General features: G+C 52.6%; 22 protein-coding genes and 1 tRNA gene. 9 read left to right on the forward strand and 14 right to left on the reverse strand.

Translation table 11 applies throughout. The annotated features are described in order from the left end of the window. Positions 1–27: 27 nt before the first annotated feature. The 5 genes from ACZ1HF_RS07710 to ACZ1HF_RS07730 all read right to left on the reverse strand — a co-directional run bounded on the left by ACZ1HF_RS07710 (position 28) and on the right by ACZ1HF_RS07730 (position 4,705). Entirely contained in the window at positions 28–663 is a 636-nt protein-coding gene (locus ACZ1HF_RS07710; protein ID WP_472656945.1) for an acyl-homoserine-lactone synthase, read from the reverse strand. A 176-nt stretch (positions 664–839) separates the two neighbouring features. Next, positions 840–1,532 (reverse strand): helix-turn-helix transcriptional regulator, encoded by a 693-nt coding sequence (locus ACZ1HF_RS07715; protein ID WP_472656946.1) that lies wholly within the window; start codon positions 1,530–1,532, stop codon positions 840–842. Continuing rightward, complete coding sequence (locus ACZ1HF_RS07720) at positions 1,498–1,710, reverse strand: hypothetical protein (RefSeq protein ID WP_472656947.1); 213 nt, start codon at positions 1,708–1,710, stop codon at positions 1,498–1,500. The genes ACZ1HF_RS07715 and ACZ1HF_RS07720 overlap by 35 nt, the downstream gene beginning before the upstream one ends. A 212-nt stretch (positions 1,711–1,922) precedes the next feature. Continuing rightward, positions 1,923–3,215: a crotonyl-CoA carboxylase/reductase gene (gene ccrA, locus ACZ1HF_RS07725; RefSeq protein ID WP_472656948.1), complete on the reverse strand. Its 1,293-nt coding sequence runs from the start codon at positions 3,213–3,215 to the stop codon at positions 1,923–1,925. Between the two features lie 119 nt (positions 3,216–3,334). After that, positions 3,335–4,705, reverse strand: a complete 1,371-nt coding sequence (locus ACZ1HF_RS07730; RefSeq protein ID WP_472656949.1) for a 1-acyl-sn-glycerol-3-phosphate acyltransferase — start codon at positions 4,703–4,705, stop codon at positions 3,335–3,337. Between the two features lie 204 nt (positions 4,706–4,909). Here ACZ1HF_RS07730 and ACZ1HF_RS07735 point away from each other — a divergent pair, with 204 nt between their 5' ends. From ACZ1HF_RS07735 to ACZ1HF_RS07750, 4 genes are all read left to right on the forward strand, one after another. Continuing rightward, on the forward strand, positions 4,910–6,877 hold the full coding sequence (locus ACZ1HF_RS07735; protein WP_472656950.1) for a methylmalonyl-CoA mutase family protein: 1,968 nt from the start codon (positions 4,910–4,912) through the stop codon (positions 6,875–6,877). A gap of 136 nt (positions 6,878–7,013) precedes the next feature. Further along, a complete protein-coding gene (locus ACZ1HF_RS07740) occupies positions 7,014–7,361 on the forward strand; it encodes an H-NS histone family protein (RefSeq protein ID WP_472656951.1) in 348 nt (115 codons plus the stop codon). Between the two features lie 152 nt (positions 7,362–7,513). Further along, positions 7,514–8,224, forward strand: a complete 711-nt coding sequence (gene deoD, locus ACZ1HF_RS07745; RefSeq protein ID WP_472656952.1) for a purine-nucleoside phosphorylase — start codon at positions 7,514–7,516, stop codon at positions 8,222–8,224. Between the two features lie 336 nt (positions 8,225–8,560). Next, on the forward strand, positions 8,561–10,276 hold the full coding sequence (locus ACZ1HF_RS07750; protein WP_472656953.1) for an AMP-binding protein: 1,716 nt from the start codon (positions 8,561–8,563) through the stop codon (positions 10,274–10,276). Positions 10,277–10,283: 7 nt separating this feature from the next. Here the strand turns inward: ACZ1HF_RS07750 and ACZ1HF_RS07755 are convergent, their stop codons facing one another. Continuing rightward, the gene (locus ACZ1HF_RS07755; RefSeq protein WP_472656954.1) at positions 10,284–11,216 is read right to left on the reverse strand and encodes a hypothetical protein; all 933 of its coding nucleotides are present in this window, start codon (positions 11,214–11,216) and stop codon (positions 10,284–10,286) included. A 91-nt stretch (positions 11,217–11,307) separates the two neighbouring features. After that, positions 11,308–11,391 (reverse strand) — tRNA-Tyr (locus tag ACZ1HF_RS07760). 163 nt (positions 11,392–11,554) lie between these two features. Here ACZ1HF_RS07760 and rlmB point away from each other — a divergent pair. Together rlmB and ACZ1HF_RS07770 are read left to right on the forward strand one after the other, a co-directional pair. Further along, positions 11,555–12,352 carry a 23S rRNA (guanosine(2251)-2'-O)-methyltransferase RlmB gene (rlmB, locus tag ACZ1HF_RS07765; RefSeq protein WP_472656955.1) on the forward strand — a complete coding sequence of 266 codons (798 nt, stop codon included), beginning with the start codon at positions 11,555–11,557 and terminating at the stop codon, positions 12,350–12,352. Between the two features lie 560 nt (positions 12,353–12,912). Then, entirely contained in the window at positions 12,913–13,386 is a 474-nt protein-coding gene (locus tag ACZ1HF_RS07770; RefSeq protein ID WP_472656956.1) for a CoA-binding protein, read from the forward strand. A 15-nt stretch (positions 13,387–13,401) separates the two neighbouring features. Here ACZ1HF_RS07770 and ACZ1HF_RS07775 read toward each other — a convergent pair whose 3' ends face one another. After that, the gene (locus ACZ1HF_RS07775) at positions 13,402–14,433 is read right to left on the reverse strand and encodes a hypothetical protein (RefSeq protein WP_472656957.1); all 1,032 of its coding nucleotides are present in this window, start codon (positions 14,431–14,433) and stop codon (positions 13,402–13,404) included. Positions 14,434–14,589: 156 nt separating this feature from the next. Beyond that, positions 14,590–15,003, reverse strand: coding sequence for a VOC family protein (locus tag ACZ1HF_RS07780; RefSeq protein WP_472659005.1), 414 nt, complete (start codon positions 15,001–15,003; stop codon positions 14,590–14,592). Between the two features lie 74 nt (positions 15,004–15,077). Here ACZ1HF_RS07780 and ACZ1HF_RS07785 point away from each other — a divergent pair, with 74 nt between their 5' ends. Continuing rightward, entirely contained in the window at positions 15,078–16,370 is a 1,293-nt protein-coding gene (locus ACZ1HF_RS07785) for an O-acetylhomoserine aminocarboxypropyltransferase/cysteine synthase family protein (protein ID WP_472656958.1), read from the forward strand. 41 nt (positions 16,371–16,411) lie between these two features. On the opposite strand, the gene ACZ1HF_RS07790 is transcribed toward ACZ1HF_RS07785, so the two are convergent. Beyond that, positions 16,412–17,116 carry an SIMPL domain-containing protein gene (locus ACZ1HF_RS07790; protein WP_472656959.1) on the reverse strand — a complete coding sequence of 235 codons (705 nt, stop codon included), beginning with the start codon at positions 17,114–17,116 and terminating at the stop codon, positions 16,412–16,414. Between the two features lie 167 nt (positions 17,117–17,283). Between ACZ1HF_RS07790 and ACZ1HF_RS07795 the strand changes: the two genes are divergently transcribed. Beyond that, positions 17,284–19,827, forward strand: coding sequence for a hypothetical protein (locus tag ACZ1HF_RS07795; protein ID WP_472656960.1), 2,544 nt, complete (start codon positions 17,284–17,286; stop codon positions 19,825–19,827). A gap of 33 nt (positions 19,828–19,860) precedes the next feature. Here ACZ1HF_RS07795 and mgtE read toward each other — a convergent pair whose 3' ends face one another. After that, the gene (gene mgtE / locus ACZ1HF_RS07800; protein ID WP_472656961.1) at positions 19,861–21,246 is read right to left on the reverse strand and encodes a magnesium transporter; all 1,386 of its coding nucleotides are present in this window, start codon (positions 21,244–21,246) and stop codon (positions 19,861–19,863) included. A gap of 117 nt (positions 21,247–21,363) precedes the next feature. Here mgtE and guaD point away from each other — a divergent pair, with 117 nt between their 5' ends. Next, positions 21,364–22,662, forward strand: coding sequence for a guanine deaminase (guaD, locus tag ACZ1HF_RS07805; protein ID WP_472656962.1), 1,299 nt, complete (start codon positions 21,364–21,366; stop codon positions 22,660–22,662). Here the strand turns inward: guaD and ACZ1HF_RS07810 are convergent. From ACZ1HF_RS07810 to hisN, 3 genes are read right to left on the reverse strand one after another with little or no spacing between them, the layout of a single operon-like run. Further along, positions 22,651–23,079 carry a CAP domain-containing protein gene (locus tag ACZ1HF_RS07810; RefSeq protein ID WP_472656963.1) on the reverse strand — a complete coding sequence of 143 codons (429 nt, stop codon included), beginning with the start codon at positions 23,077–23,079 and terminating at the stop codon, positions 22,651–22,653. The two genes, guaD and ACZ1HF_RS07810, sit on opposite strands and share 12 nt — an antisense overlap. Positions 23,080–23,089: 10 nt before the next feature. Then, positions 23,090–24,427: an 8-oxoguanine deaminase gene (locus ACZ1HF_RS07815; protein ID WP_472656964.1), complete on the reverse strand. Its 1,338-nt coding sequence runs from the start codon at positions 24,425–24,427 to the stop codon at positions 23,090–23,092. Further along, positions 24,420–25,202, reverse strand: coding sequence for a histidinol-phosphatase (gene hisN / locus ACZ1HF_RS07820; protein ID WP_472656965.1), 783 nt, complete (start codon positions 25,200–25,202; stop codon positions 24,420–24,422). Before hisN ends, ACZ1HF_RS07815 begins: the two co-directional genes overlap by 8 nt. Positions 25,203–25,232 lie beyond the last annotated feature (30 nt).

Here is a 25,232-nt window from a genome sequence, read left to right on the forward strand (position 1 = left end):
GCCCTGCCCCGGCGGGTGCCAGCACGATTATGCGACTTTGGTTTTCGGAGTGCGACCGAAAGACTGTTCAAACCAGACTTGCGACAGGTCCGGTGAGACATTCGCCTTTTCCGCAAGATCACTCAGCGTTTCGATGTCGAATTTCCATAGCCCCGCACTGATTGCATCGCGGCCAACACCATCTGTCCCAAGGACATCAGGCTGCCACCCCAGTTTGCGGTAAATGCGTACCATACGTGCGTCAAAGACGCCGATGGCGTGGGTCAGGCCAAACCCCACACCCAATTGTGCCCCTGCCAGCATCAGCAAAGACGCGACACGGCTGCTATCCGCAGCCCCTGGCGAGACGCAGAAACGCGTGGTTTCCCAGATTTGTGGATCAGCAACAGGGCCATCGCGTAATAAGTGGGAGAAATGGTCATTGACCATCGTATCGCCCAACGTCGGCAGAAACCGCATAGAACCGCCATGGGTGCCAAACCTGTTTTGCCAGATGACATAGAGCGGGTTTATCGGGTCGTACTGATCCTGCTCAAACCCATGTTCATCAACTGTGACCTCCCATTTCAAGCGGTCCTTGAATTGAGTGGCACGGTCTCGCAGCATTGTTTCTTTAAGTATTGGGAAATTGTTGAGTTGGTGTCCGTATAGATATCGGATCATCTTTCTTCCTCCATTCTAGATAGAATGGAGGTCGCAAAACATGCTTAATAAACCGTCACGGCACCGGTCGCTAAATCAATGTTTGAAGAAAATGATGAAAAATTATTGCAATTCTTTCAGAATATGAATGCAAGTTATCTGGGTTAAGATTTTTTTAAAGATATAGAAAGTCGCTGTCAGACGACAATCAGACCATGAGTCAGAGCAATAGCAACAGCATGAGTAGTGTTTGCCGCCCCAAGCTTGAAGCGTGCGGATTCAATATAGACCCGTAGCGTACTTTCAGAAATTTTCAACTCTTCGGCAATTGCTGCGCGGTTATTACCAAGCGCCAGCAAGGTCAGCGTATCTTTTTCGCGCGGGGATAATGCGCGGGCCGGACCACGTGTTGGGCCACCTTCAATATCAAGCGCTTTTTCATTGAGGTAATGCGCAATCAAGATCAGATCGCCGACATGTTCTTGAGTGTAGGTCTTCCACTCATCATCGTTGCATCGCTGGTTTGCCGAGAAAAGCGCGAACTGTCCGCTTGGTCCCCTGATCGGAACGCTGAACCCCTGATTTCCCAGACCTGCATCGATCGCTTCCCCCAGAAAATTGCGGCTGCTTTTGGGTGTCCAATCAAGCTCTTTCCAGTCAATTGGCTGAAAACGTTGATAGCATCCATGAACCACAGGATCGATCCGCGCGTAATCCTGTTCGATATATCTGTCGACCCAATTTGCACGATAGGTCAAAGCTGCATATTGTTCGCCGGTGCTGTTCACCGAATGATATACGAGATGCTCAATATCATAGGCATCGCGCAGACCTGTTACAAAGGTCTGAACTTCGTCAAGCGTTGTCGCCTGCGATAGAAGTTGCTGCATATCCGCGAGCCTGCTCAATATCACCTACCATTTGACGTATCCCAGACTTGCGCGATGACAGCTCATGAGTTGCAACCATGATCATGTCGTCAAGTTGTTCTGCCAGATTTTCCAAATTATTGCTGGCCGAAAACTTTCGCAGGTCCGTCAGTACATCGATAATCCATTCATTGTTCATCACAATCATCCTCCGGAAACAGTTAATCAATCGTTAACAACAGGATACCACAGGAGGTTTTTTCAAAGATATTCGCGCTTTCCTACTCCCCCAAAATAGCGAGGGGTGGCCTTTCTATACTATTGTTTTCCTTAAACCCTCGTAAGTTCGCCGCAAAAAGGCCCCGAACCGGATGATTCGGGGCCTTTTTCTGTCCAGAAAATCGACTTGTTTCAAGCTGAACGACTAGCCTCCAACGTGTCTTCAAAGGTCGACAGCCCAGTACGCGAGGCTGTCACCAGCACGGCCATATTGCCCGGCTTATGTTCGTTCCGAAGCATTTTGGTGTGGGCCTGCGGAATTTCGGCCCAAGGGAAAACCTCGGACATGCAGGGATCAAGGCGGCGTTCGACCATCAGCTTGTTCGCTGCTGACGCTTGCTTGAGATGTGCAAAATGCGATCCCTGCACCCGTTTCTGGTGCATCCAAAGATAACGCGCATCCATCGTCAGGTTGTAACCGGTGGTGCCAGCACAGATAACAACCATCCCGCCTTTCTTACACACGAATACAGACACGGGCATCGTCGCCTCGCCAGGATGTTCAAAGACCATATCGACATTATTGCCCTTACCGGTGATATCCCAGATCGCTTTGCCGAATTTGCGAACCTCGCCGAACCATTCCTTATATTCATGTGTGTTCACTGTGGGCATCTGCCCCCAGCAATTGAAATCCTTACGATTGATGACGCCTTTCGCACCAAGACCCATGACAAAGTCGCGCTTATCCTCATCCGAGATCACCCCAATCGCATTGGCACCCGCGGTATTGGCCAATTGGATCGCGTAGGATCCCAGACCACCTGAAGCGCCCCATACAAGTACGTTCTGACCCGGTTTCAGCTCATGCGGGTGATGGCCGAACAGCATTCGGTACGCCGTCGCCAGCGTCAGAGTATAACAGGCACTTTCTTCCCAGCTCAGGTGCTGAGGGCGTGGCATCAGCTGTTGCGACTGAACAGTTGTGAATTGCGCGAAAGAGCCATCAGGCGTCTCGTAGCCCCAAATCCTTTGAGAGTTTGAGAACATAGGGTCGCCGCCGTTGCATTCCTCGTCGTCGCCATCGTCCTGATTGCAGTGGATGACAACCTCATCACCGACTTTCCAACGCGTGACCTTGTCGCCCACAGCCCAAACTATCCCAGATGCGTCGGAGCCGGCGATGTGATACTCGGCTTTGTGGACGTCAAAGGGACTGATCGGAACACCAAGGCCTGCCCATACGCCATTATAGTTAACCCCTGCTGCCATCACGAGCACCAGAACCTCATGGCTATCCGGTTTCACAACATCGACAACTTCAGTTAAAAACGCCTGTTCTGGTTCTCCGTGGCGTTCGCGCCGGATCGCCCATGCGTACATTTTCTTAGGCACATGGCCCAGCGGGGGAATTTCACCAACCTCGTAGAGGTCCTTCTTTGGGGCGTCATAGTCCATAATCGTATCCCGAGTATCCAAGGCCATACTTGTGCTCCTCAACCGTAATCCTGCCGCAACGCAGAATCAATTTCTGCACTGCCAATAGGTCGGAAATACAAATACGAAAGTAATAATGCAATCCTAATTGAGATAATTTTGTAATTTTATGTCGCGGAGATATGCGCAATGGAGGCGGCGTAGTAAGCTATGAGCTCAGGGTTACGGTCCGTGATGTGCACCATATCTTCTGTTAGATAGACAAGCCCACGTGCCTCCAGCATCCGCAACGCGCCTGTTACAGCTGCCTCAATTCCTGCGTCTGGCAAACAGATCTCGATCCTGCGGGTCCGCATGTCAGCCACATCATTGGCAAACCGATCCTGTAACTGCGCGATCCCAATACGCCCATCCGCTGCGGCAAGATACCAACAGATCAGCGGCACTGGCAGAACAGGGACAGATTTTGCGACCTCTTCCATCAAGATCGCGCCAAGTGCTGTGGCTGGGTCTTCATTTGGCTTATCTAAAAACTGCTTAAGCGAAATGGGTGTTCCAAAGGCCACGGCTGCAAAGCCCAGACGGTGGAACCTACCCGTCAGGCGTTGCCAGAAATGTCGGCCCACGTACCGAAAAACCGTACTGATCCGAAATGTGAACCGTTTGCGCGCATCGCCCACAGCCGCCACTAGAACACGATCCTCCAGCACACGGTCATAGTTCAGACCCACCGGCACAAACACAACGTCACGCGGGCCGTCGCGATCAAACCCATCCAGTATGTAGCTGATCAGCCCCAGTTTAGGGTCGCCCAGCGCGCCCGTCCGGCTGAGCCCACCTTCCGGGAAAACCGCCTGCGTGACGCCTTCCCGCGTAGATAAATGCACGTATCGGGCCAGTATCCGGCGATAAAGCAGGTTGAGTGATTTGCGCCTGATGAAATACCCGCCCATCATGCGGATCAGTGGACGCAGTGGCCAAACGCGTGCCCATTCGCCGACTGCATATGACAAAGCTGAATCGCCAGCCACCAAATACGTTACCAACACATAATCCATGTTGGACCGGTGGTTCATGATGAACACCACCGTCGCCTCTGGATCAATCGCATCAATCGCTTCTCGGTTAGGGTTGACGACCCGCACCCGGTACAGCGCCCGTGCCAACCACTTGGCCGCCCGTATCCCGAACCCGAAATAGACCGTTGCACTAAAGGAGGGTACGATTTCACGCGCATATCTTTGTGCGGTCTCAAATACTACATTTTCGGGGGTCCGCTCTTTTGCAGCGCGATCATTCACGGCGCGGATCACCTCGGGATCATAGAGCACATTTTGGATCATATCACTGCGCTGCGCGAGTTTGAACGGCTGGATTGGACGTTTCAACTTCGTGTTTAGCCGCGCGACCACACGCTCTGCCCTGCGCCTAAAAAACCAGCGAACCGATGGGAACAATAGATGCGAGGCTGCCGTCACCGCAGCAAGTAGCCCCATAAGAACAAGCGCCCAGACAGGTAATTCAACAATCGTAAACATCGCGCCGGACTCTGGCAGGGTTTACGCGCGGCGTAAATCCTTGGCTTCACGTTGGTCTGTAGGCACGAACCATATATAAGCCAAGGACGTAACTTGTATAATGCGTTTCGCAAGAAGAAATGCCGCGACGCAGCGAATTGACAAAGTCATAAAATTCCGAATATGAACCGTATAGCGTAATAAAGTTACAGATAGCGAATCTCGATGACCGACGTGCAAAAAGATAGACCCTGGCTGTTTCGTACCTATGCGGGCCATTCAACCGCCAAGGCGTCCAATGCCTTATATCGCGGCAATCTCGCCAAGGGACAGACCGGGCTATCCGTTGCTTTCGATTTGCCCACACAGACAGGTTATGACAGCGATCACGAACTTGCCCGTGGAGAGGTCGGAAAAGTCGGCGTACCAATTACGCATCTTGGGGATATGCGCACGCTTTTTGCCGATATCCCATTGGATCAGATGAATACATCGATGACGATCAACGCAACTGCACCGTGGTTGCTTGCACTCTATATTGCCGTGGCCGAGGAACAAGGTGCAGATATTGCTGCCCTGCAAGGCACCGTGCAAAACGATATCATCAAGGAATACCTGTCTCGTGGCACATATATCTGCCCGCCGAAACCCTCGCTACGTATGATTACAGATGTTGCCGCCTATACGCGTGAACATCTACCAAAATGGAACCCGATGAACGTGTGTTCCTACCACCTGCAAGAAGCCGGTGCCACGCCAGAACAGGAACTTGCTTTTGCACTGGCCACGGCAACTGCCGTTCTTGACGACCTGCAAGGCAAAGTGGCACCGGAACATTTCCCCGCGATGGTTGGACGTATTTCCTTCTTCGTCAACGCAGGTATCCGTTTTGTAACCGAAATGTGCAAAATGCGCGCTTTCGTGGATCTTTGGGACGAGATTTGCCGGGATCGCTACGGTGTGGAAGACCCCAAATTCCGACGGTTCCGCTACGGCGTGCAGGTCAACTCGCTCGGACTGACTGAACAACAGCCCGAAAACAACGTCTATCGCATCCTAATCGAGATGCTGGCCGTTACACTGTCCAAGAAAGCGCGCGCCCGCGCTGTTCAACTGCCTGCTTGGAACGAAGCGCTGGGCCTGCCACGCCCTTGGGACCAGCAATGGTCGCTGCGGATGCAACAGATCATGGCTTTCGAGACGGATCTGCTGGAATATGACGACCTTTTCGATGGCAACCCTGCCGTCGAGCACAAGGTAAACGCGCTAAAAGAAGGTGCCCGCGCCGAACTTGCCACCATCGATGCGATGGGTGGCGCGAATGAGGCTATAGAGTATATGAAATCTCGCCTTGTTGACAGCAATGCCAACCGCATTACCGGAATCGAAGATGGAAATACAACTGTTGTAGGCGTGAACAAATACACGACCGGAGAGCCATCGCCGCTGACCGCTGGCGATGAGGCCATTATGGTTGCAGACAAAGATGCAGAAGCCGACCAAATTGCCCGTCTGTCCCATTGGCGCGAAACCCGTGACAGCGCACGTGTCAAGACTGCCATGGAGGCCTTGCGCCAAGCCGCGCAAACCGGCACGAACATCATGCCCGCTTCTATCGAAGCCGCCAAAGCCGGTGTGACCACCGGTGAATGGGGCGATATGGTCCGTGCCACCTTCGGACAGTACCGCGGCCCTACCGGCGTGTCGCGCAATCCATCAAACCGCACCGAAGGATTGGATGATATTCGCGCCCGCGTCGATGCGGCATCAGACAGGCTGGGGCGTCGCTTGAAATTTCTTGTGGGTAAACCCGGTCTAGATGGTCACTCGAATGGGGCAGAGCAAATCGCCGCCCGCGCGCGCGATTGCGGGATGGACATTTCTTATGAGGGCATTCGCCTAACACCCGATGAGATTGTTTCAGCCGCACAGACCGATGAAGCCCATGTGGTCGGCCTGTCAATCCTGTCAGGCTCTCACATTCCGTTGATTGAAGACCTCATGGCTAAGATGCATAGCGCAGGGTTGGGCCATATACCTGTTGTGGTTGGTGGCATCATCCCTGAAGACGACGCAAACCGCTTACGCGCGATGGGCGTGGCCAAAGTGTATACGCCCAAGGATTTCGAGCTGAACCGCATCATGGAAGATCTCATCGAATTGGTTGACCCGAAAGACGTTGCGGCAGAATAATCAAACCGCGCCCTGCCACATTAGTATCAGCCTGGTGAAGACGTCGAAATAAAATTGAATCCCGTTTGGGAAATGCGTCAAACGCAATTGCATTTCGTTCTATTTTTCTGCAATAAAAAGAAAAATGGAGGTTACAATGAAATTCGACTTAAAAAGCATGACAAAAAAAGAACTTGAGAAACTCAAATCTGACGTTGAAAAAGCGCTCGTAAAACATGCCGCACTGGAAAAGAAAAAAGCGCTTATCGCGGCTGAAAAAGCAGTCAAAGCATTTGGCTATTCTCTTTCAGAATTGACTGAATCTCAATCCGCATCAAAAGCAACATCAGGCACCAAGAAGAAATCATCAACCAAAAAAGCCCCTGCAAAATATCGCAACCCTAATGACGTAAAAATGACCTGGAGCGGGCGCGGGCGACAACCGCTATGGATAAAAGATGCTTTATCAAAAGGTAAGAAACTGTCAGATTTTGAAATCAAATAGATTTCGAAGATATGGTCAGACATAAATGGCAAATTCCAAGCTTCTTGATTTACGGTAACTGCTATTAAAATATCAAATTTTGGACCTTTGTTCACATATTTGAAAAGACTGATCAAATTATACGGCTGATCTCGACGTAAAGGCTTAGTTTCATGACTATTCATATAGGTGCAAATCCCGGCGATATTGCTGAAACTGTTCTTTTGCCGGGTGATCCTTATCGCGCGAAATGGGCCGCAGAAACATTTCTGGAGTCCCCAAAATTGGTGAACGAAGTTCGCGGTATGCTGGGCTTCACCGGCACATGGAAGGGAAACAAGGTCACGATCCACGGATCTGGCATGGGGATGCCCTCCTTGTCTATCTATGTCAACGAGTTGATCCGAGACTACGGTGCGAAGACACTGATACGCATCGGGTCAACTGGTGCAATGCAGGAAAAAGTAGCGTTGCGTGACATCATTCTGGCTATGACATCTTCAACGCTGTCGACTCCATCCCGCGGATTTTTTAAAGAAGTAAATTTCGCGCCCTGTGCCGATTGGAGCCTTCTAAAAGAAGCAGCCAATGCTGCCGAAGCAAAAGGTGTGAATACACATATTGGCGGTATCTATTCGTCAGATGTCTTTTACGATGAACGTCCGGACTTGACGGAACAGATGACCCGCCACGGTATTTTGGCCGTAGAAATGGAAGCCGCAGAGCTTTACACTATAGCTGCCAGATATAACTGCCGCGCCCTTGCTATACTTACGGTATCGGATCATTTGATCACTCACGAAGCGCTACCTTCAGAAGATCGAGAGAAAAGCTTCGGAGATATGGTGCAGATTGCACTGGAAGCTGCATTTCCTGACAGCTGATATGTAAAGCCGTTGCGCGGCTTTCAAATCTTGTTGCGTTGTAGATGACCTACAACGCATAAAATCTATATACTGACATGAAAATAGAAACTGCCTCGGATATTCTTGGCACGGGGTAGGATCGTGTGCTGCGGAATGTAGCTGTGCCATTTGAAACTGGTATGAGGATTTGTATTTAACTTGCGGCAAATATGACGGCATATCTTATTGGCTTCAGGGAACCGGCCAACCAACGCAATACATATTCCATCGCATGGCGTGAAATGTGCGGTATGCTTGTAAAAAAGTGCGCAGCAAATCGTATCCAAAGGGAGGAGAATGCAATTGGATAAAGCCATGACACATACTCAGGAACAGTTAGATCAAATTCCGCAAGATGGGCTGGCCAATGTTGCGGGCCACACGGGCAGTCCCTTACTGGACATAACAATACCAGATCTGTTGGCGGAGACTGTATCACGATACCCAGACAGGCTAGCGGTTGTATTTTCTGAACAGGATATTCGCTGGACCTATACTCAATTCGCACATGAGATTGACAAGCTTGCCACCGGGTTGTCGCAACTGGGGCTGTCAAAAGGGGACAGGGTCGGTATCTGGTCGCCAAACCGCTACGAATGGGTTCTCACACAGTTCGCCACAGCCCGCCTTGGTATCATTCTGGTGAATATCAATCCTGCATATCGCGTGTTTGAACTGGAATACGCTCTGAACAAAACCGGTTGCACGGCGCTGGTTTTGGCCGAGACTTTCAAAACCTCCGACTATGTTGCGATGATCCGCGAACTTACGCCGGAACTTTCAGAAAACCAGCCTCAGTTAAATTCAACCCGGTTGCCTGCGTTGCGCCATGTCATAGCCACAGGGACACACGCCCGTCCCGGGACGAAATTGTTTTCAGATATTCAGAACACCGCCCCCGAGACAGATCGTATCGATGCGATAACAGCCACTCTGAAACCTGATGATCCGATCAATATTCAATTCACCAGCGGGACAACAGGTCGTCCTAAAGGTGCCACACTGACGCATCATAACATCGTCAATAACGCTCACTTCGTCACAAACGCTATGAAGTTTACCGAAGTCGATAAACTTTGTATGCCCGTGCCGTTCTATCACTGTTTTGGTATGGTTATGGGAACCTTGGGGTGCGTTACCAAAGGGGCTACGATGGTGGTCCCGGGCGAAGCATTTGACCCGACCTCAACCCTACAAGCCATTTCAAAAGAGCGATGCACGGCTCTTTATGGTGTACCAACAATGTTTCTTGCCGAGCTGGAGCATCCAGACTTCGACAGCTTCGATCTGACATCGCTGCGCACAGGCATCATGGCAGGTGCGCCCTGCCCGATTGAAGTCATGAGACAAGTCCAGTCAAAGATGCATATGCGCGAAGTAACCATCGCCTATGGCATGACGGAAACCAGCCCGGTTTCTTTTCAAAGTGCCGTCGATGATCCAGTGGAAAAGCGCGTTACCAGTGTCGGGCGGGTTCAGCCCCATGTTGAGGTCAAGATTATTGATGAGGACGGTCAAACCGTTGGCATCGGCGAACAAGGCCAGTTACTGACCCGCGGGTATATCGTGATGCAAGGATATTGGAACGACCCGGACAAAACGGCTGAGGCCATTGATAGCGACGGGTGGATACATACCGGAGATCTGGCGACACTTGATGCCGAGGGCTATTGCAACATCACCGGGCGCGTAAAAGACATGATCTGCCGCGGAGGAGAAAATATATATCCACGCGAGGTGGAAGAGTTTCTCTTTACCCACCCGGAAATCAGTCAGGTTCAGGTCTTTGGAATTCCCGACCACAAGTACGGCGAAATCGTCTGTGCCTGGGTCATACCCAAACCCGATATGACGCCAACAGAAGCTTCGATCCGCGACTTCTGCAAAGATCAGATAGCTCAATTCAAGATTCCTGCGTTGGTCCGTTTCAAGGATACATTGCCAATGACGGTTACGGGCAAGCCGCAGAAATTTATTATGCGTGATGCTATGATCGCAGAACTCGGGTTGGTGGTCGATAAAACGGCGTAAATCAAAACTATAAGCGGTTACTTCGTTGAGCCTCTTCAGGTGAAAATGGTTGCCATTTCCGCATCTGAATTGATCGCTTTTCTTTCGGCATCGGCACAGAGGGCATGGGGTTGAGTTCGACGATTTCGTTTTCGACTGCGTACCTGAAGATACCTCTGATCGGTGTGAACAATGCCCACAACGACGTTGGCTGCATATTCGGTGATTGCTGCTCTCTGAAAGCTCTGAGCTTGGCGGCTGTGAGGTGATTGAGGGGAACATCTCCAACCTGATCGATCAGCGTTTTGATGCTACGGCGATACTTGTTGCGAACCTCTTTAGTGATGCCAGAGAAGTCGTAGTATCGTTCGGCAACAGCACTTATCGTGTTTGGGTCGCCAGCTATTCCAGCAATGCGACGTTCTAGTTTGCGTTTAACCAGATCGTATTCGCCGCGTTCATCTGGATCGTTCGGTGGATCAACATGTTGTCCGAAGAATGCTGCTAGGACGCCACGATACCACGCAAGTTGCCTATCGGGGTCAACCTGTCCGTCGATGTCATTGACACTTACCTTGGCCTTTTTCAGCGGGTCAAAGGGAGCTAAGTCGAGAATGATCTCATTACCTTCTTCATCGACAGCGCGAGAAAAGGCTAAGGGATCGTTCTTGAGGGGCTGCATCCCGTCAATCATGCGTGTGACCAGAGGTTCGACTTCGGCACTCTCGGTTGAACGCCGCGTCTCGGTTTGTGTTTGTGGATTTTTTAGTTCTGCTAACAAAGCATCATGCTCTTCAGCCCAACCTGTAACCAGTGACACCGCTTTGGCATAGGACACGTCACCACAAGGTTCTGTCCACACAGTGATGCCCAACGTCTTGTGATACCGCTTTGGAACTCGTCGCTGATAGAAGAAGCGACCTCGATCTTCCTTCAAATATTTGACGGTCTTAGGCGGCATTGTGTCGAAAAATCCCAAATTTGTGTCGAAATATGACCCCATTAAGGGGCTATTCCAAAACAAAATCAAGTATATCAATGCTGTAGATAAATGGTGGGCGACCCTGGAATCGAACCAGGCGTGCGTCTCCGCGAGGGAGTTACAGTCCCCTGCCACACCTTGCGGCCTGTCGCCCACACTCAAGGCCTGAGCCCTGTTGCGTTCGGTGAGATATAAGCCTGCCATCGCCCCGTCAACAGGAAAATCGATCAGGTACGGCTCAACTGGCTACCATATTGCGCGTTGCGTTTGGTCGCGCAAATGATCAAGGTCACCACGAAAACAAGGCGCTTGAAAACATGGCACAGAAGAAGCCCAAATGGGTCGTCGAAAAAGAACGCAATCGCCGGGCAGCGGCGGCCGAGACGGTATGGCTGTTTGGCCTGCATGCTGTCCGCGACGCACTGATGAACCCTATGCGCGAACGCTTACGGCTGGTGGTAACGAAAAACGCGGCTGATCGCCTTGGCGACACGATCCGGACCTGTGGGGTGGAGCCAGAACTCTCGGACCCACGAAAATTTGCTGCCCCCATTGATCCGCAATCTGTCCATCAAGGCGCTGCCCTGGAAGTCAAACCGCTGGATTGGGGCAGCCTGTCTGATATTTGCGCCCCACGCGGCGAAGCCGCGCGTGTGATCCTGCTGGACCGCGTGACTGACCCACATAATGTCGGCGCGATCCTGCGGTCTGCCGAGGTATTCGGCGCGCGGGCAGTCATCGCACCCCATCGCCATTCGGCCCCGGAAACCGGAGCATTGGCCAAGACAGCATCCGGTGCGCTGGAACGCCAGCCTTATCTGCGGGTCAAGAACCTGTCCACAACAATGGGGGCGCTGCGCGAGATGGGCTACACTCTGATCGGTCTCGATGGCACCGGCGCACAGACCTTGGAAGAAACCACGCAAGAGATGACTGGCAGTAAAGCTATAGCTCTCGTGCTTGGCGCAGAAGGCCCAGGCCTGCGCGAAAAGACTAAAGAAACCTGCGACACACTGGCCCGAATTGACCCTGCGGGAGAATTTGGATCGCTAAATGTTTCAAATGCGGCGGCAGTGTCCCTATATGCAATAGAGAAGATTCAACGAACAGGATGACCCCGTGCCCCATGACGTAAAGATTGCCACCTGCTGTTATTGTTCAAGCCGGACAACATTAAAATTGAGTGCGCGCGATGGGCATGAATTGGCATGTGGGTCTTGCGGTGCCCCATTGCATGAGATGAAATCGCTCAAAACATCCGGACGGAAGGGGCGGAGCGACTATGGGCAAAACCACAAGAAGCGTTCCAGATCAGATAATTATGGCCATCGCCGCCCCTCAAAACAACAAAAGAAACGCAAACCGTTTTGGCGTGAACTGGTTGAGGATGTGATCGACGAAATCTTCGATTAAGCGCGACAATTCGCCTCGCCACCGTTCACAGTTTTGTAAAGTCCCTAGAAGATGCGATTCCAGACCTTATCTATGACATGTAGATGCAGCACCGGAACTGTTGCATCTGACTTCACTGTCCCTCGTTCCGCGACTGGCGCCTGTGGTTAGACCCGCAGGCGCTTTTTTGTAATAGCCGCTTATTACTGAGGCAAGCCATACTCGGAGATACGTATCAGCAACCGCTGTGCCTTTAACGCGGTTTCCATTATATGGCGAAGTTATGAATTATTCTGATGACCTTCTCCGCCAAACCCTGACCAGCACCAAAGTGATAGCTTGTGTCGGCGTCTCGATGAATCCGGTACGGCCAAGCTATTACGTGGCGCGCTATCTGACCTTAAAAGGCTACCGGGTCATTGGCATCAATCCTGGGCACGCGGGCAAGATGTTGTTTGGCGAGCAAATCCGCGCCACCCTGTCAGATATCCCGGCCGAGATACCAGTAGATATGGTTGATATTTTTCGCCGCCCGGACGCTGTGCCCGCTATTGTTGATGAAGCAATCGCCAACCTGCCCCATCTGAAAACCATATGGATGCAGATCGGCATAGAGCATAAGGAAGCAACTGCAACAGCTGAAGCGGCGGGCCTGACAGTCATCCAGAACCGCTGTCCCAAAATAGAATATCAACGCCTGTTCGGGGAACTACGTATGGGCGGCTTCAACACTGGTGTAATTTCTTCGCGACTTTAGAAGATCAATACCAATTCAGAAATTCAGACTGAATTTAACGTCAATGCCATAATGTTTCTGGCTACTTGCGCCAATCCCATCATAGAAGACACCAATGCTGCGTTGCGCACCATTCTGATTACGGTGTGTGAGGCCAAATTTGGCCGTCGCACGCCCGCCTTCATAGTATGGCGCAACGGATCCAGCCAAGCCGGTCGCGTTTCTGTAAGTCCAAACTCCGTCCAATCCTCCGGTCATTTCAAAAGACCCTGCCTTGACGGGCATAGGCTTGGCGAATTCCGCGCCGAACTGCATAGTGCCAAGCTCGATCTTCTGATGAGGCATGGGGCTGCCGATATGGTTCATCTCACCCGCTTGCCGGTCAATCGTATACGACATCTGTAGTTTTGGGCGCACAATCGTTTCATCAAACCGAAGCTCTCCGGCAACCCTGGCCTGCGCCAGCAAACGCTCTCGCGACACACCATCCCGATAAACACCAGCCTGCATAACCTCGCTGGATGTTTTGCCATAAAGCAGGCGTCCGGCAAAATAAAGCGGCTGACTCGGGGCCCCCAGAACAAGATAGGGGCCTGTCATCCAGCCCATACCACGCTTGTTCGCAAAGCGGCTGGCTTGCTCATGATAGTCAAACTGGAACATGGCCCCGATCAGCACTTTGGGCGCTAGCTTCTTATGGCTACCAAACGCCCCGAACCCATATTGATTTTTGATACCCTGCAGCGAGGCCCATGAAGTATTTAACTGAAACCACAAGGGTTTTTCCGCTTTATTTGCAAAGTTTATCTGGCCGGTATGGCGCGTTATCCGGGCATTGAACAACCCGGTTTTGCTACCTTTCATGAAACCGACCAATTCGGGCTGCAAGGACATGATCCGATGCCCCTGACTGACCTGAAACTGCGCGGCGCTTTGATAGGCCGGCATCGTCTCAACTGCAAAAGCTGCAACCTGTATCTCTGCCTCATTGCCCAGCGCAGACAGAGAGGATGCCCCCCAAAGGCCCAAGGCGAATGCAATGCGTTTCGCTGAGTACGATAGTTTCATTCAGCTCTTCCTGCTCGCGTTTCCGACTTCACAGAAGCGTTACCGAACAGGAAAGGAGAACTTATGACCTCAAAATGACAATTGCGGACAAACTCGCCTCATTAAAAACATATCGCCATAATTGGCGCATATTTGGCAACAGTCAGAATGGAACGCTTAGCTGGCGAAAATCCGCGCCATGTCCTTGAAACCCTTGATTTCAATCGGATTGCCCGACGGATCGCGGAAGAACATCGTCCATTGCTCACCCGGCTCACCTTCAAAGCGTACTGATGGAGGCAAAACAAATTCCTGCCCTGCGGATTCAAGTCGATCTGCCAACTTGCGCCATAGTTCATAGGGTAGTACCAGCCCCATATGCGGCATTGGCACCATATGCTCACCAACTTTGCCGGTATTCGTGGTCACAAACGGCGTTCCCAAATGCAAAGATATCTGGTGGCCAAAGAAATCGAAATCCACCCATGTGTCTGTTGAACGCCCTTCGACGCAGCCAAGAAGACCCCCGTAAAAAGTCCGGGCGTCATTCAGATCCGTCACATGATAGGCAAGATGAAAAGGCATTAACATCAGTATGAATATCATAGCATTGTCGCCCCGTTGGCAAGCCTCTAAGCTGGCACAAATCAATGAGGAGAATTACGATGTCCGATCAAGAGGCTTACGGCTTCGACACGCTTCAAATTCATGCGGGCGCGCGCCCTGATCCCGCGACAGGTGCGCGACAAACGCCAATTTATCAAACAACTGCCTATGTCTTCCGCGATGCCGACCACGCCGCCGCTTTGTTCAACCTTCAAGAAGTCGGCTATATCTATTCGCGTCTGACGAACCCGACCGTAGCTGTTTTGCAAGAACGCATTGCCACCCTTGAAGGTGGCGCAGGTGCAGTGTGCTGCTCTTCCGGACATGCAGCGCAGATCATGGCTCTGTTCCCGCTTATGCAGCCGGGATGCAATGTCGTCGCATCAACCCGGCTTTACGGTGGTACAGTCACGCAGTTCAGCCAGACGATCAAGCGCTTTGGCTGGTCTGCAAAATTCGTCGACTTTGACGATGAGGCCGCTGTGAAAGCAGCCATCGATGACAAAACACGCGCTGTGTTTGGCGAAGCTATTGCAAACCCCGGCGGCTATATCATGGACGTGCGTGCAATTGCTGACATCGCTGACGCTGCGGGCATCCCATTGATCATCGACAACACCTCGGCCACGCCTTATCTGTGCCGCCCGATTGAACATGGCGCTACGTTGGTCGTGCATTCCACGACAAAATATTTGACAGGCAACGGCACAGTAACAGGTGGGTGCGTTGTCGATTCAGGTAAGTTTGACTGGGCCGCTTCGGATAAATTCCCATCCCTGTCACAGCCGGAACAAGCCTACCATGGCTTGAAGTTTGCCGAAACCTTCGGCCCGCTGGCCTTTACGTTCCACGGCATCGCTGTCGGATTACGCGACCTCGGCATGACGATGAACCCACAAGCCGCGCATTACACATTATGCGGCATTGAAACGCTGAGCCTGCGAATGCAACGACACATAGAAAACGCAGAGCAAATCGCAAACTGGCTTGAAAAGGACCCGCGCGTTGATTTCGTGACCTATGCCGGGCTGAAATCGTCCCCTTATTATGATCGCGTCGCCAAGGTCTGCCCGAAAGGCGCAGGCGGTCTGTTCACGTTCGCTGTGAAGGGCGGATACGAGGCCTGCATCAAGCTGGTCGATAGCTTGGAGATCTTCAGTCATGTCGCAAATCTGGGCGATGCGCGGTCTCTGATCATCCATTCGGCCTCGACCACACACCGGCAACTCACGCCAGAGCAGCAAAAAGCCGCCGGTGCAGAACCCAACGTGGTGCGTGTCTCTATCGGCATTGAAGATGCCAAAGATCTGATCGCTGATCTGGATCAGGCATTGACCAAAGCAACGGCCTGAATTGATACGGGTGATGTCTTGGCATCACCCGTGATCTACGTCTACTGGCCGATCTCAAAAACCATCGTGACGCGCGCTGAGACGCTCAACTCGCCTTGTGCAATCGGAATGCCGCTATCTGCAGCCATACGAGACTCAGCAAATACTGTGGGCGCACCACCACCTGCAAAAACATCACTGATCGACTGAACAGATCCCAAAGTAACACCTGCCGCATCCGCATATAACTTGGCTTTGCGCATAGCATCCTTGATTGCGGCTTCACGCGCTTGGTCCTTTCGAGGTTCCGGGTCCGCGAAGCCAAAACTTAACCCTCTGAAATCATTGGCTCCACTGCTTACAACCTGGTCCAACGTATCGCCTAGACGATCCAGATCGCGCACCTTTACGGTAATCATGTTGGACGCGATAAATCCTGTGATTTTATTCGCGTCCTGAACCGAAGAATTTCGATAATTCCATTGCGGGCTTAGGGATAACTGGCTGGTTTGCATGTCTTTCTGCTCAACCCCGACGGCTGCAAGTTGGCTCAGAACCTCACGTGTTACATCCGAGGTCTGGCGAACAGCATCTGCTGCATTATCAGACTGGTTGGTCACTCCCAACGTCACTGTCGCAATATCGGGATTACTTTTGACCTGCCCTTCCCCCATAACAGTTATGCGACCTGTTTCATCCTGCGCCCATACTGGCAATGCGGCGACAAGTATAGAAATGGCGATGACTGCTGATTTGACCAAGTACATGACAACTTCTCCTTGAATATGAGCCTATCATGACAGCTTTGACGCATCGCACAAAGCAATCCTTGGCAAGAATGCTTTCTCTTGGAGGTTTTCTGCGTTAAGATATGTTTAAGGCTAATCTGGAATAAACGGATAGCTCTAGTTGTGGTGGGCTGAAGCGGTACAATATGATCCCTGATTTCGCGTTGAATCTTCTGGAGGACTGCATCGTCCTTCTTCATCGTTCCAAAAGTGGTGCAGGTTGGATTGAAGTTGAAAAAGTTCAATTCGACAGTGAAACTCTCAAAGATGACATCCGGGCTATCCGGGCACATGCCGTTGAAATCGGTGGTCAGAGTTTCACCACTAAACTGATCCTGCCGCCATCGCAGTTGCTTTACATGACTGTAAGTGTCTCGGATGATGTTGAGGGCGACATTATCCGTGCCCTTGAGGACCAGACACCCTATACTGAAAGCCAGATATCATTTGATTATACATTACATAGCGACGAGGCCAAAGTGGTGGCCGTTGCGCGCGAAACATTAGCTGAAGCAGAAAAATTCCTCGCTCCGTTTCGCCTAAATCCGCTGGGATTCACATCCATACCAGAAGATGGGCAATTTGACGGCGAACCCAACCTTGGTAAAACCTCTGCAGCCGTCGGCCAAGAGTTCGTTACTGATACTGTGGCGATCAAGATTATCGAAGATGATACTTTTGAACCGGAAATTGCTCAACCGGAAGATATCGAGGAACAGCAGGTCTTAGCGCAAGAAGATACTGCCGCACCCGAAACGGACGACCAGATCGAAGTAGCCCCAGTCGACCCTCAAACCTCTGAAATCGAACCGGCAGAAACAGCCACCGATGAGCAGGAAGATGCCACCTTGCCCAAAACGGGCGATCAGATCGAAGCGGCCCCAGTCGACCCTCAAACCTCTGAAATCGAACCGGCAGAAACAGCCACCGATGAGGCCAATGAGATAGCCGAAGAAAAAGCAGAGAAGCCTGAGCCCGGCAAGGCCAAGCCCATACCAATTCTAAGGGCAACTGATAATTTTGAAACCAAGAGCGAAATCCCTGAGCCGTTTCTGGATACTTCAGCAGAGCCTGTGTCTGTTGCAGAGGACGAAGATGAGGTAACAGTTTCTCCGGGTGTTGCTACTACAAAAGCAGAAAACTTCGTACCACCGGCCCCCATATTGGCGGCAAAAGAAGCGCAGAGAGACTTTGACATCAAGCTTGCCCCAAAATTGGGCGGCATCAAGAAACTGGCTATGACAGCCGAGGCCGAGGAGACCAAACCCCGGCAAGAGCCTGCGTTGACATCGCTACAAACGAAACGTGAAACGCTTAAGCTTACAGCACCTGTAAAGCCCAAACCATCTCAACCGATACTGGAACCAGTTGGTGACGTTATTGGCGGCAAGCCACCTTATCTGGGCGTAATCCTGACTTTTGCGCTGCTTGTGACCTTGGGGCTAGTTGCCGTTCTGTCATCCTACTTCTTGCCAGAGAACGCCGTAACACGCTGGTTCTCCCGGCAAGATGCCCCGCAAATAGCTGAGCTTGAGCAACCTCCGGCCCAGTTGAATCAGATTGAAGAGTTGGATGCGATAGACTTGGCAGCGCTTCCCACCGTGGCCCCGGCCACCATACCAGAGTTTATAGCGCCCGTAGACGAACCGTTGACTGCGGAAAAACCAGCAATCCTGCCATCGCCCATGAATCAGACCGAGGCAAAAACAGCCTATGCCGCAACAGGTATCTGGCAGCGCGCTCCGGATTTTGCAAAGTCGCTGACGCAAGACACATTAGATGGCCTGAAAACTGTAGCGAATGATCCTGTTGTTACGCCGGAAACCCCGCCTGTTTTGGCGTCCTTCGATCCTTCAGAAAACGAGGCCGTGTTCCAGTCGCCGCAGACACCAACTGACGCCCAAGTCGTGCGAGATGAAAATACGTTGGTAGAACCAACGCTAGAGGGCGCCTTGAACTCAGAGGGCATTCTGATATTTGCTGGAAAGCCACCGAAAACGGCGATCCCGCGTCCGGATAATCTTGTCCCGGAGACAGCCGTTGACGAGACACCTGGGACGGAAAATCCCGAAACTGCACGACTGGCAACCATTCGCCCGCAGCCACGACCTTCAGAAGCGGTTGAACTGACTGAAGAGACAGCGCCAGTGCAAAATGGTAACTCAGAACTGGCTGCTATTCGCCCTCAACCCAGACCCGTATCAGATCAGGCCCAAGCCGCTGCAATTGCCCGCGCTCTGGCTGAAGTGGATCTGGCAGAATCAGCGCCAGCAAACGTCAACGTCGTTGCAAATTCACTGCGTCCCGGTGTTCGGCCTGAAGCTGTTGCGCGCGCAGCCCAGCGCGCACCGCAGCAAACCCAGACCGCGTCAGCTTCGACCGCAGCCGTGCGCGCGACAGGCCCTGCCGTTGTACGCAGCAGCCGGGCAACGCCAACAGCCCCGACCACAGCTTCGGTTGCCCGTGCAGCCACAGACAATAATGCTATCAGCCTTGGCAAAGTCGCCCTTGTGGGTGTGTTTGGCACCACCTCAAGCCGTAAGGCGATCGTACGTATGCCGAACGGGAAATTTAAAAGAGTGGCCATCGGCGACCGGATAAATGGCGGGCGCATCGCGGCAATCGGTGAGCAATCACTGAAATATGTCAAAGGTGGGCGTACCGTGACGCTTGAAATGCCACGAGGCTAGACTTGGGATAGGCTTGCAAGCGCTGAACGCATCCTAAATCAGCAATGCTGCCGCCAATCCTAAAAATACGAAAAACCCAACCACATCCGTCACTGTTGTCACAAAAGCACCAGACGCCAAAGCTGGATCAACGCCAAGCTTGTCTAACGCGACCGGGATCAGGATACCCGCCAGAGCCGCCACAAGCAGGTTGATCACCATTGCGATCCCGATCACTACGCCAAGCATCGGCGTGCCGAACCACAAAACACCGATCACCCCCATCACCACCGCAAAAATCATTCCGTTCAACAGGCCAGCCAAGGCCTCACGACGCACGACCCGCCAGACGTTTGATCCGGTCAAGTCCTTCGTCGCAATGGCCCGCACGGCCACCGTCAACGATTGGGTCCCGGCATTCCCGCCCATCGACGCCACAATCGGCATAAGAACAGCCAGCGCCACGATCTGCCCCAGCACATTTTCAAACTGCGCAATCACCAGGGATGCAAGAATTGCTGTGACCAGATTGACCGCTAGCCATGGAAAACGCTGACGCATCGTTTCCAATGTGCGGTCAGACAGGCTTTCATCGCCGCCCACACCAGCCAGACGCAAGATATCTTCTTCTGCCTCTGCATCCAGCACGACCATCGCATCATCAATTGTGATAACGCCGACCAAACGGTCATCGCTATCAACAACCGGGGCGGAAATCAGGTGATACTGATTGAACGCATAAGCCACGTCTTTCTCGGGCTGCGTGACAGGTATGGTCCGAAAACCGTCTTCGATAATTTGCGCTAATTGGATATCGCGAGGCGACCCCAGAAGCTTGCCCAGTGTTACGTGGCCTACCGGGTGGTAAGAAGAATCGACCAGAATGACATAATAAAACTGCTCTGGCAGGTCATCTTCACCCCGCAGAAAATCAATCGTTTCACCGACATTCCAGTGCTGTGGGGCAACAACAAGCTCTCGCTGCATCAAACGTCCGGCCGAAAACTCTGGATAGGTCAACGCCTGTTCCACAGCGACCCGATCCACGTCCTCAAGCGAGCCGAGGATCAGCTTTTGTTGGTCGTCTTCAAGGTCTTCGACCAGATCGACCACATCATCTGTTTCCAGCTCTCGGACAGCTTCGGACAGAACATGGGCGGGCAGATATTCGATAACCTCTTCGCGTAGGCTTTCTTCCAGCTCTGACAGAACTTCGCCGTCGATATTGGTTGACCACAGGCTTAGAAATGCACGCCGCTCCGCACCACTGATCTGCTCCAGAAGGTCGGCAATATCAGCCGGATGCAGGGGTTCAAGCAGTACATCAAGCGCACGCGCATCCATAGCGTCGATGGCGCCCATAACCCCATCAACCAAGCCGCGCTCCAACGCGTAGGTTTCTTCCCTGTTCTCAGTGTTCTTAACGGTATCTTCGGTCATAACTGCCTGCCTCAATCTGGCGTTGTGGCGACCTTAGTAAATGCTGCACCGCAACGGTAGAGCGCATCAGCACTTTTGACAGATTTCCTTTCAGGCCTGAGCGCGGTATCGAGGGGTATGATACAGCAGACCACAACGCATGTTCTCTATGGCCAGACCCTAAGCTTCAAAAGCGACCCGTTTCACACGCCTTGGGGTGAGGCGGTACAGATCGAACAACATGGTGCAGTTGTGATCGAGAACGGTCATATCACAGCCGTCGGTCCTGCAAATACGATAGACGTGCCAGAGAACGCGCGGCCTACAGATTATGGCGACTGTTTAATTATGGCCGGGTTTGTAGACGCGCATATGCACTACCCTCAAACAGCGATCATCGCCAGTTGGGGCAAGAGGTTGATCGACTGGCTAAACAGCTACACTTTCCCTGAAGAGATACGGTTTTCTGACCCGGCCTATGCCGCAGAAATTGCAAACCTATATTTTGATCTGGCGTTGTCTCATGGGACAACCACATCAGTCAGCTATGCGACAATTCATCCTGAGAGCGTTGACGCCTATTTTTCTGAGGCGCAAAAACGCGGATTGCGTGCCTTAACTGGTAAGACCTGTATGGACCGTAACGCACCAGACGCCTTATGCGATACTGCGCAATCTGCATATGATGATAGCAAGGCATTATTGCAGAAGTGGCATGAGGTGGACAGGCTTGGCTATGTGATCACGCCACGCTTTTCACCGACATCAACGCCAGAGCAACTTGAGGCGTTGGGCGCGTTATGGGCTGAATACCCCGATTGCCTGATGCAGACTCATCTCAGCGAACAGGTGGAAGAAATCAACTGGGTACGCGGTCTCTTCCCAAAAGCTCGCGATTATCTTGATACCTATGAACAATTCGGCCTGCTTGGGACACGCGGGTTATATGGCCATGCGATCCATTTGGAACCGCGCGAACGGGATCGATTGCGTGAGACAGGCGCTGCTCTGATCCACTGCCCCACATCCAACACCTTCATCGGCTCCGGGCTGTTTGATATGTCCGCCCTGAAAGCCGATGGGCATCGCGTAGGTCTGGCGACAGATACTGGCGGTGGGTCAAGCTTCTCCATGCTCCGCACCATGGCCGCCGCATATGAAATCAGCCAGTTAAAGGGCGTAGCGCTGCACCCGGCGCAATTGCTTTGGTTGGCCACCTGCGGATCAGCGCAATCCCTGCTTTTGGGGCATAAGATTGGAAATCTTGCCCCGGGGATGGAGGCCGATCTTGTGATACTTGATCTGGCCTCTACCCCTGAAATTTCACAACGCGCGAACCGGGCCGAAGGCTTCTGGGACACTGTCTTTCCCACCATCATGATGGGGGATGACCGGGCTGTGCGTAATGTCTGGGTTAAAGGGCAGTTAACAGTTTGACCGCCCCAAAACCAAAACCCAGATATTGCCACGTGCCCGCGCCACGCCATATTCCCGTGCGCGCCTGTCCAGATTGTTACGTCTGTGGCCGCGTGATTGCATCCATGCCGACATAGCGCGTGCAGAGGATTGCTGCCCCTTAGCTATATTTTCAGCCACAAAGCAAAATCTGTAACCCGCTCTGCGTACCCGTTTGCCAACGTTAGAACCATCCGATCCACGATGACCAAAGAACCCTCTGCGCGCCATATCGCTGGCATGGACTTCCGCCGCGCGGGTCAAGCGTTCGGATTGGGTCAACTGAGGTAGCCCGGCGGCCCGTCTCTCGGCATTCAGGATTTGCCCGATATCAGCAAAACCAGCAAACGGTAATAACACAAACACAAAAACCAACGAAATCATCAAATCGCAGCGCATAATGTGCCTCCTATTGCATCAAGTTTAGCGCCAATTGCTTCTGTCGCTCAAGGGCCCACGGCAAATCCAGACCTGAAAGCTGATAATCCCGAACGACCTGCACACCTTCCACAAACAAATCCCGCACTTTGCTTGGCCCTGCCAATATCAGCGCCACCTTGTCCCAACTGCCCGCGCCATCGACCCCATTCGTATCCCACAGCGCGATGTCGGCGCGATAGCCTGTCTTGATCTGCCCGCAGTGCTCGCCGCGGCCCAGAACTTCGGCGCCACCACGCGTGGCAATATATAAAGCCTCCCGAGCGCTCATCGCGTCAGCCCCCTGAACTACGCGTTGCAGCAACATGGCCTGTCGCGCCTCAAGCATCATATTGCCCATATCGTTAGACGCTGATCCATCCACCCCAAGTCCGACCTTAACCCCTGCATCCCGCATGGCCCGCACGGGCGCGATGCCTGAACCAAGGCGGCAGTTTGAACACGGGCAATGGGCCACACCCGTGCGCGACCGCGCAAACAGATCAATCTCTGCTCCATCCAGCTTGACGCAATGGGCGTGCCAAACGTCATCACCAACCCAACCAAGATCCTCAGCATATTGTCCCGGACGGCAGCCGAATTTTTCCAGGGAATAGGCGATATCCTCATCATTCTCGGCCAAATGGGTATGCAGCATCACGCCCTTGTCCCGCGCCAGATGGGCAGTTTCACGCATCAAATCCCGGCTAACCGAAAAAGGCGAACAGGGCGCAAGTCCCACACGGATCATAGACCCCGGTGAGGGGTCATGAAACGTATCTACAACCCGGATCATATCCTTGATGATTGCTGTTTCTGCTTCAACCAACCCATCCGGAGGTAAACCGCCATCGCTTTCACCGATACTCATCGCGCCACGCGTGGGATGGAAGCGCAGCCCGATCTCGGCCGCTGCTGCAATCGTATCATCCAGCCGCGCGCCATTTGGGTAAAGGTACAGGTGATCCGAAGTCATCGTACAGCCTGACAGTGCCAGCTCTGCCAGACCAATCTGGGTCGCGCTAAACATTTCCTGCGGCCCGAAACGCGCCCAAATCGGGTAAAGCGTATTGAGCCAACCAAACAGCAGCGCATCTTGACCGCCGGGCACAGCACGGGTCAGCGTTTGATACAAATGGTGATGTGTATTCACCAAACCGGGCGTAACCACACAACCTGTTGCAAGAATGGTTTCACCAATCGTTTTCAGATCAGAGCCTATCTCAGCAATCACACCATCCCGGATCAGTATGTCAGCATTAGCCAATTCAGAGCCCGCATCATCCATCGTCAGGATGATTTCCGCCCCTTTGATCAGCCTTTCAGGCATCTTTCAGGATTTCCAACGCAGCTGCGTGCAATTCCGGCGTTGCGGCCGCAACGGCACGCCCGCCTTGATCAACAGGTTTACCCTGCCAATCGGTGACGACACCGCCAGCCGCTTCGATCACCGCAATCGGTGCTTGGATGTCATAAGCATTCAGCCCAGCTTCAATCACCAGATCAATCTGGCCAAGCGCCAAAAGTGCATAGGCGTAACAGTCCATCCCATAACGCGTCAGTTTGCATCGTCTTGCGACCGCATTGAAAGCAGTCCTTTCTGCTTCCGTGCCCACCTCGGGGAATGTTGTGAAAATCAAAGCATCGCTCAAATCCGTCGTGCCCGAGGTTCTCAGGTCTCGCACGCCATGCCGCCCCTCAAGCTGTGCAATGCCCAGCCCGCCAATAAACCGCTCACCAATATAAGGCTGGTCAATCAAGCCCAGAACCGGTGCTGCGCCGTCATGCAGCGCAATCAGCGTCCCCCATGTTGGCGTCCCTGAGATATAGCCCCGTGTTCCGTCAATGGGATCAAGCACCCATGTCAAACCGCTGGCCCCTTCGGTTGCGCCAAACTCCTCCCCCAGAATGCCATCGTCAGAGCGATGCTGCGCCAGAAGCGCACGAATAGCTTGTTCTGCCGCACGATCTGCGATTGTCACTGGATCAAATCCATCTAAATCTTTGGATTGGGTCGCCAAAGCTCCGCCTCGGAAATACGCAAGTGTCTCAGCACGTGCCGCATCCGCAAGCAGCGGTAACAGCACCAACAGTTCCGATTTCAACTTTGCATCCACACAGACCCCCGATCTTGT

It is taken from the genome of Litoreibacter sp. GN1-5, assembly GCF_055693805.1.

What these genes read in the sequence shown, in the direction of transcription:
- ACZ1HF_RS07795 (WP_472656960.1), top strand. Translation starts at nt 17,284, where the DNA reads ATGATCCCTGATTTCGCGTTGAATCTTCTGGAGGACTGCATCGTCCTT.
- ccrA (WP_472656948.1), bottom strand. Translation starts at nt 3,215, where the DNA reads ATGGCCTTGGATACTCGGGATACGATTATGGACTATGACGCCCCAAAG.
- ACZ1HF_RS07720 (WP_472656947.1), bottom strand. Translation starts at nt 1,710, where the DNA reads ATGAACAATGAATGGATTATCGATGTACTGACGGACCTGCGAAAGTTT.
- ACZ1HF_RS07730 (WP_472656949.1), bottom strand. Translation starts at nt 4,705, where the DNA reads ATGTTTACGATTGTTGAATTACCTGTCTGGGCGCTTGTTCTTATGGGG.
- ACZ1HF_RS07790 (WP_472656959.1), bottom strand. Translation starts at nt 17,116, where the DNA reads ATGTACTTGGTCAAATCAGCAGTCATCGCCATTTCTATACTTGTCGCC.
- ACZ1HF_RS07710 (WP_472656945.1), bottom strand. Translation starts at nt 663, where the DNA reads ATGATCCGATATCTATACGGACACCAACTCAACAATTTCCCAATACTT.
- ACZ1HF_RS07735 (WP_472656950.1), top strand. Translation starts at nt 4,910, where the DNA reads ATGACCGACGTGCAAAAAGATAGACCCTGGCTGTTTCGTACCTATGCG.
- ACZ1HF_RS07775 (WP_472656957.1), bottom strand. Translation starts at nt 14,433, where the DNA reads ATGAAACTATCGTACTCAGCGAAACGCATTGCATTCGCCTTGGGCCTT.
- ACZ1HF_RS07780 (WP_472659005.1), bottom strand. Translation starts at nt 15,003, where the DNA reads ATGTTAATGCCTTTTCATCTTGCCTATCATGTGACGGATCTGAATGAC.
- ACZ1HF_RS07815 (WP_472656964.1), bottom strand. Translation starts at nt 24,427, where the DNA reads ATGCCTGAAAGGCTGATCAAAGGGGCGGAAATCATCCTGACGATGGAT.
- ACZ1HF_RS07810 (WP_472656963.1), bottom strand. Translation starts at nt 23,079, where the DNA reads ATGCGCTGCGATTTGATGATTTCGTTGGTTTTTGTGTTTGTGTTATTA.
- ACZ1HF_RS07715 (WP_472656946.1), bottom strand. Translation starts at nt 1,532, where the DNA reads ATGCAGCAACTTCTATCGCAGGCGACAACGCTTGACGAAGTTCAGACC.
- ACZ1HF_RS07785 (WP_472656958.1), top strand. Translation starts at nt 15,078, where the DNA reads ATGTCCGATCAAGAGGCTTACGGCTTCGACACGCTTCAAATTCATGCG.
- ACZ1HF_RS07770 (WP_472656956.1), top strand. Translation starts at nt 12,913, where the DNA reads ATGAATTATTCTGATGACCTTCTCCGCCAAACCCTGACCAGCACCAAA.
- ACZ1HF_RS07750 (WP_472656953.1), top strand. Translation starts at nt 8,561, where the DNA reads ATGACACATACTCAGGAACAGTTAGATCAAATTCCGCAAGATGGGCTG.
- rlmB (WP_472656955.1), top strand. Translation starts at nt 11,555, where the DNA reads ATGGCACAGAAGAAGCCCAAATGGGTCGTCGAAAAAGAACGCAATCGC.
- deoD (WP_472656952.1), top strand. Translation starts at nt 7,514, where the DNA reads ATGACTATTCATATAGGTGCAAATCCCGGCGATATTGCTGAAACTGTT.
- guaD (WP_472656962.1), top strand. Translation starts at nt 21,364, where the DNA reads ATGATACAGCAGACCACAACGCATGTTCTCTATGGCCAGACCCTAAGC.
- ACZ1HF_RS07740 (WP_472656951.1), top strand. Translation starts at nt 7,014, where the DNA reads ATGAAATTCGACTTAAAAAGCATGACAAAAAAAGAACTTGAGAAACTC.
- ACZ1HF_RS07755 (WP_472656954.1), bottom strand. Translation starts at nt 11,216, where the DNA reads ATGCCGCCTAAGACCGTCAAATATTTGAAGGAAGATCGAGGTCGCTTC.
- mgtE (WP_472656961.1), bottom strand. Translation starts at nt 21,246, where the DNA reads ATGACCGAAGATACCGTTAAGAACACTGAGAACAGGGAAGAAACCTAC.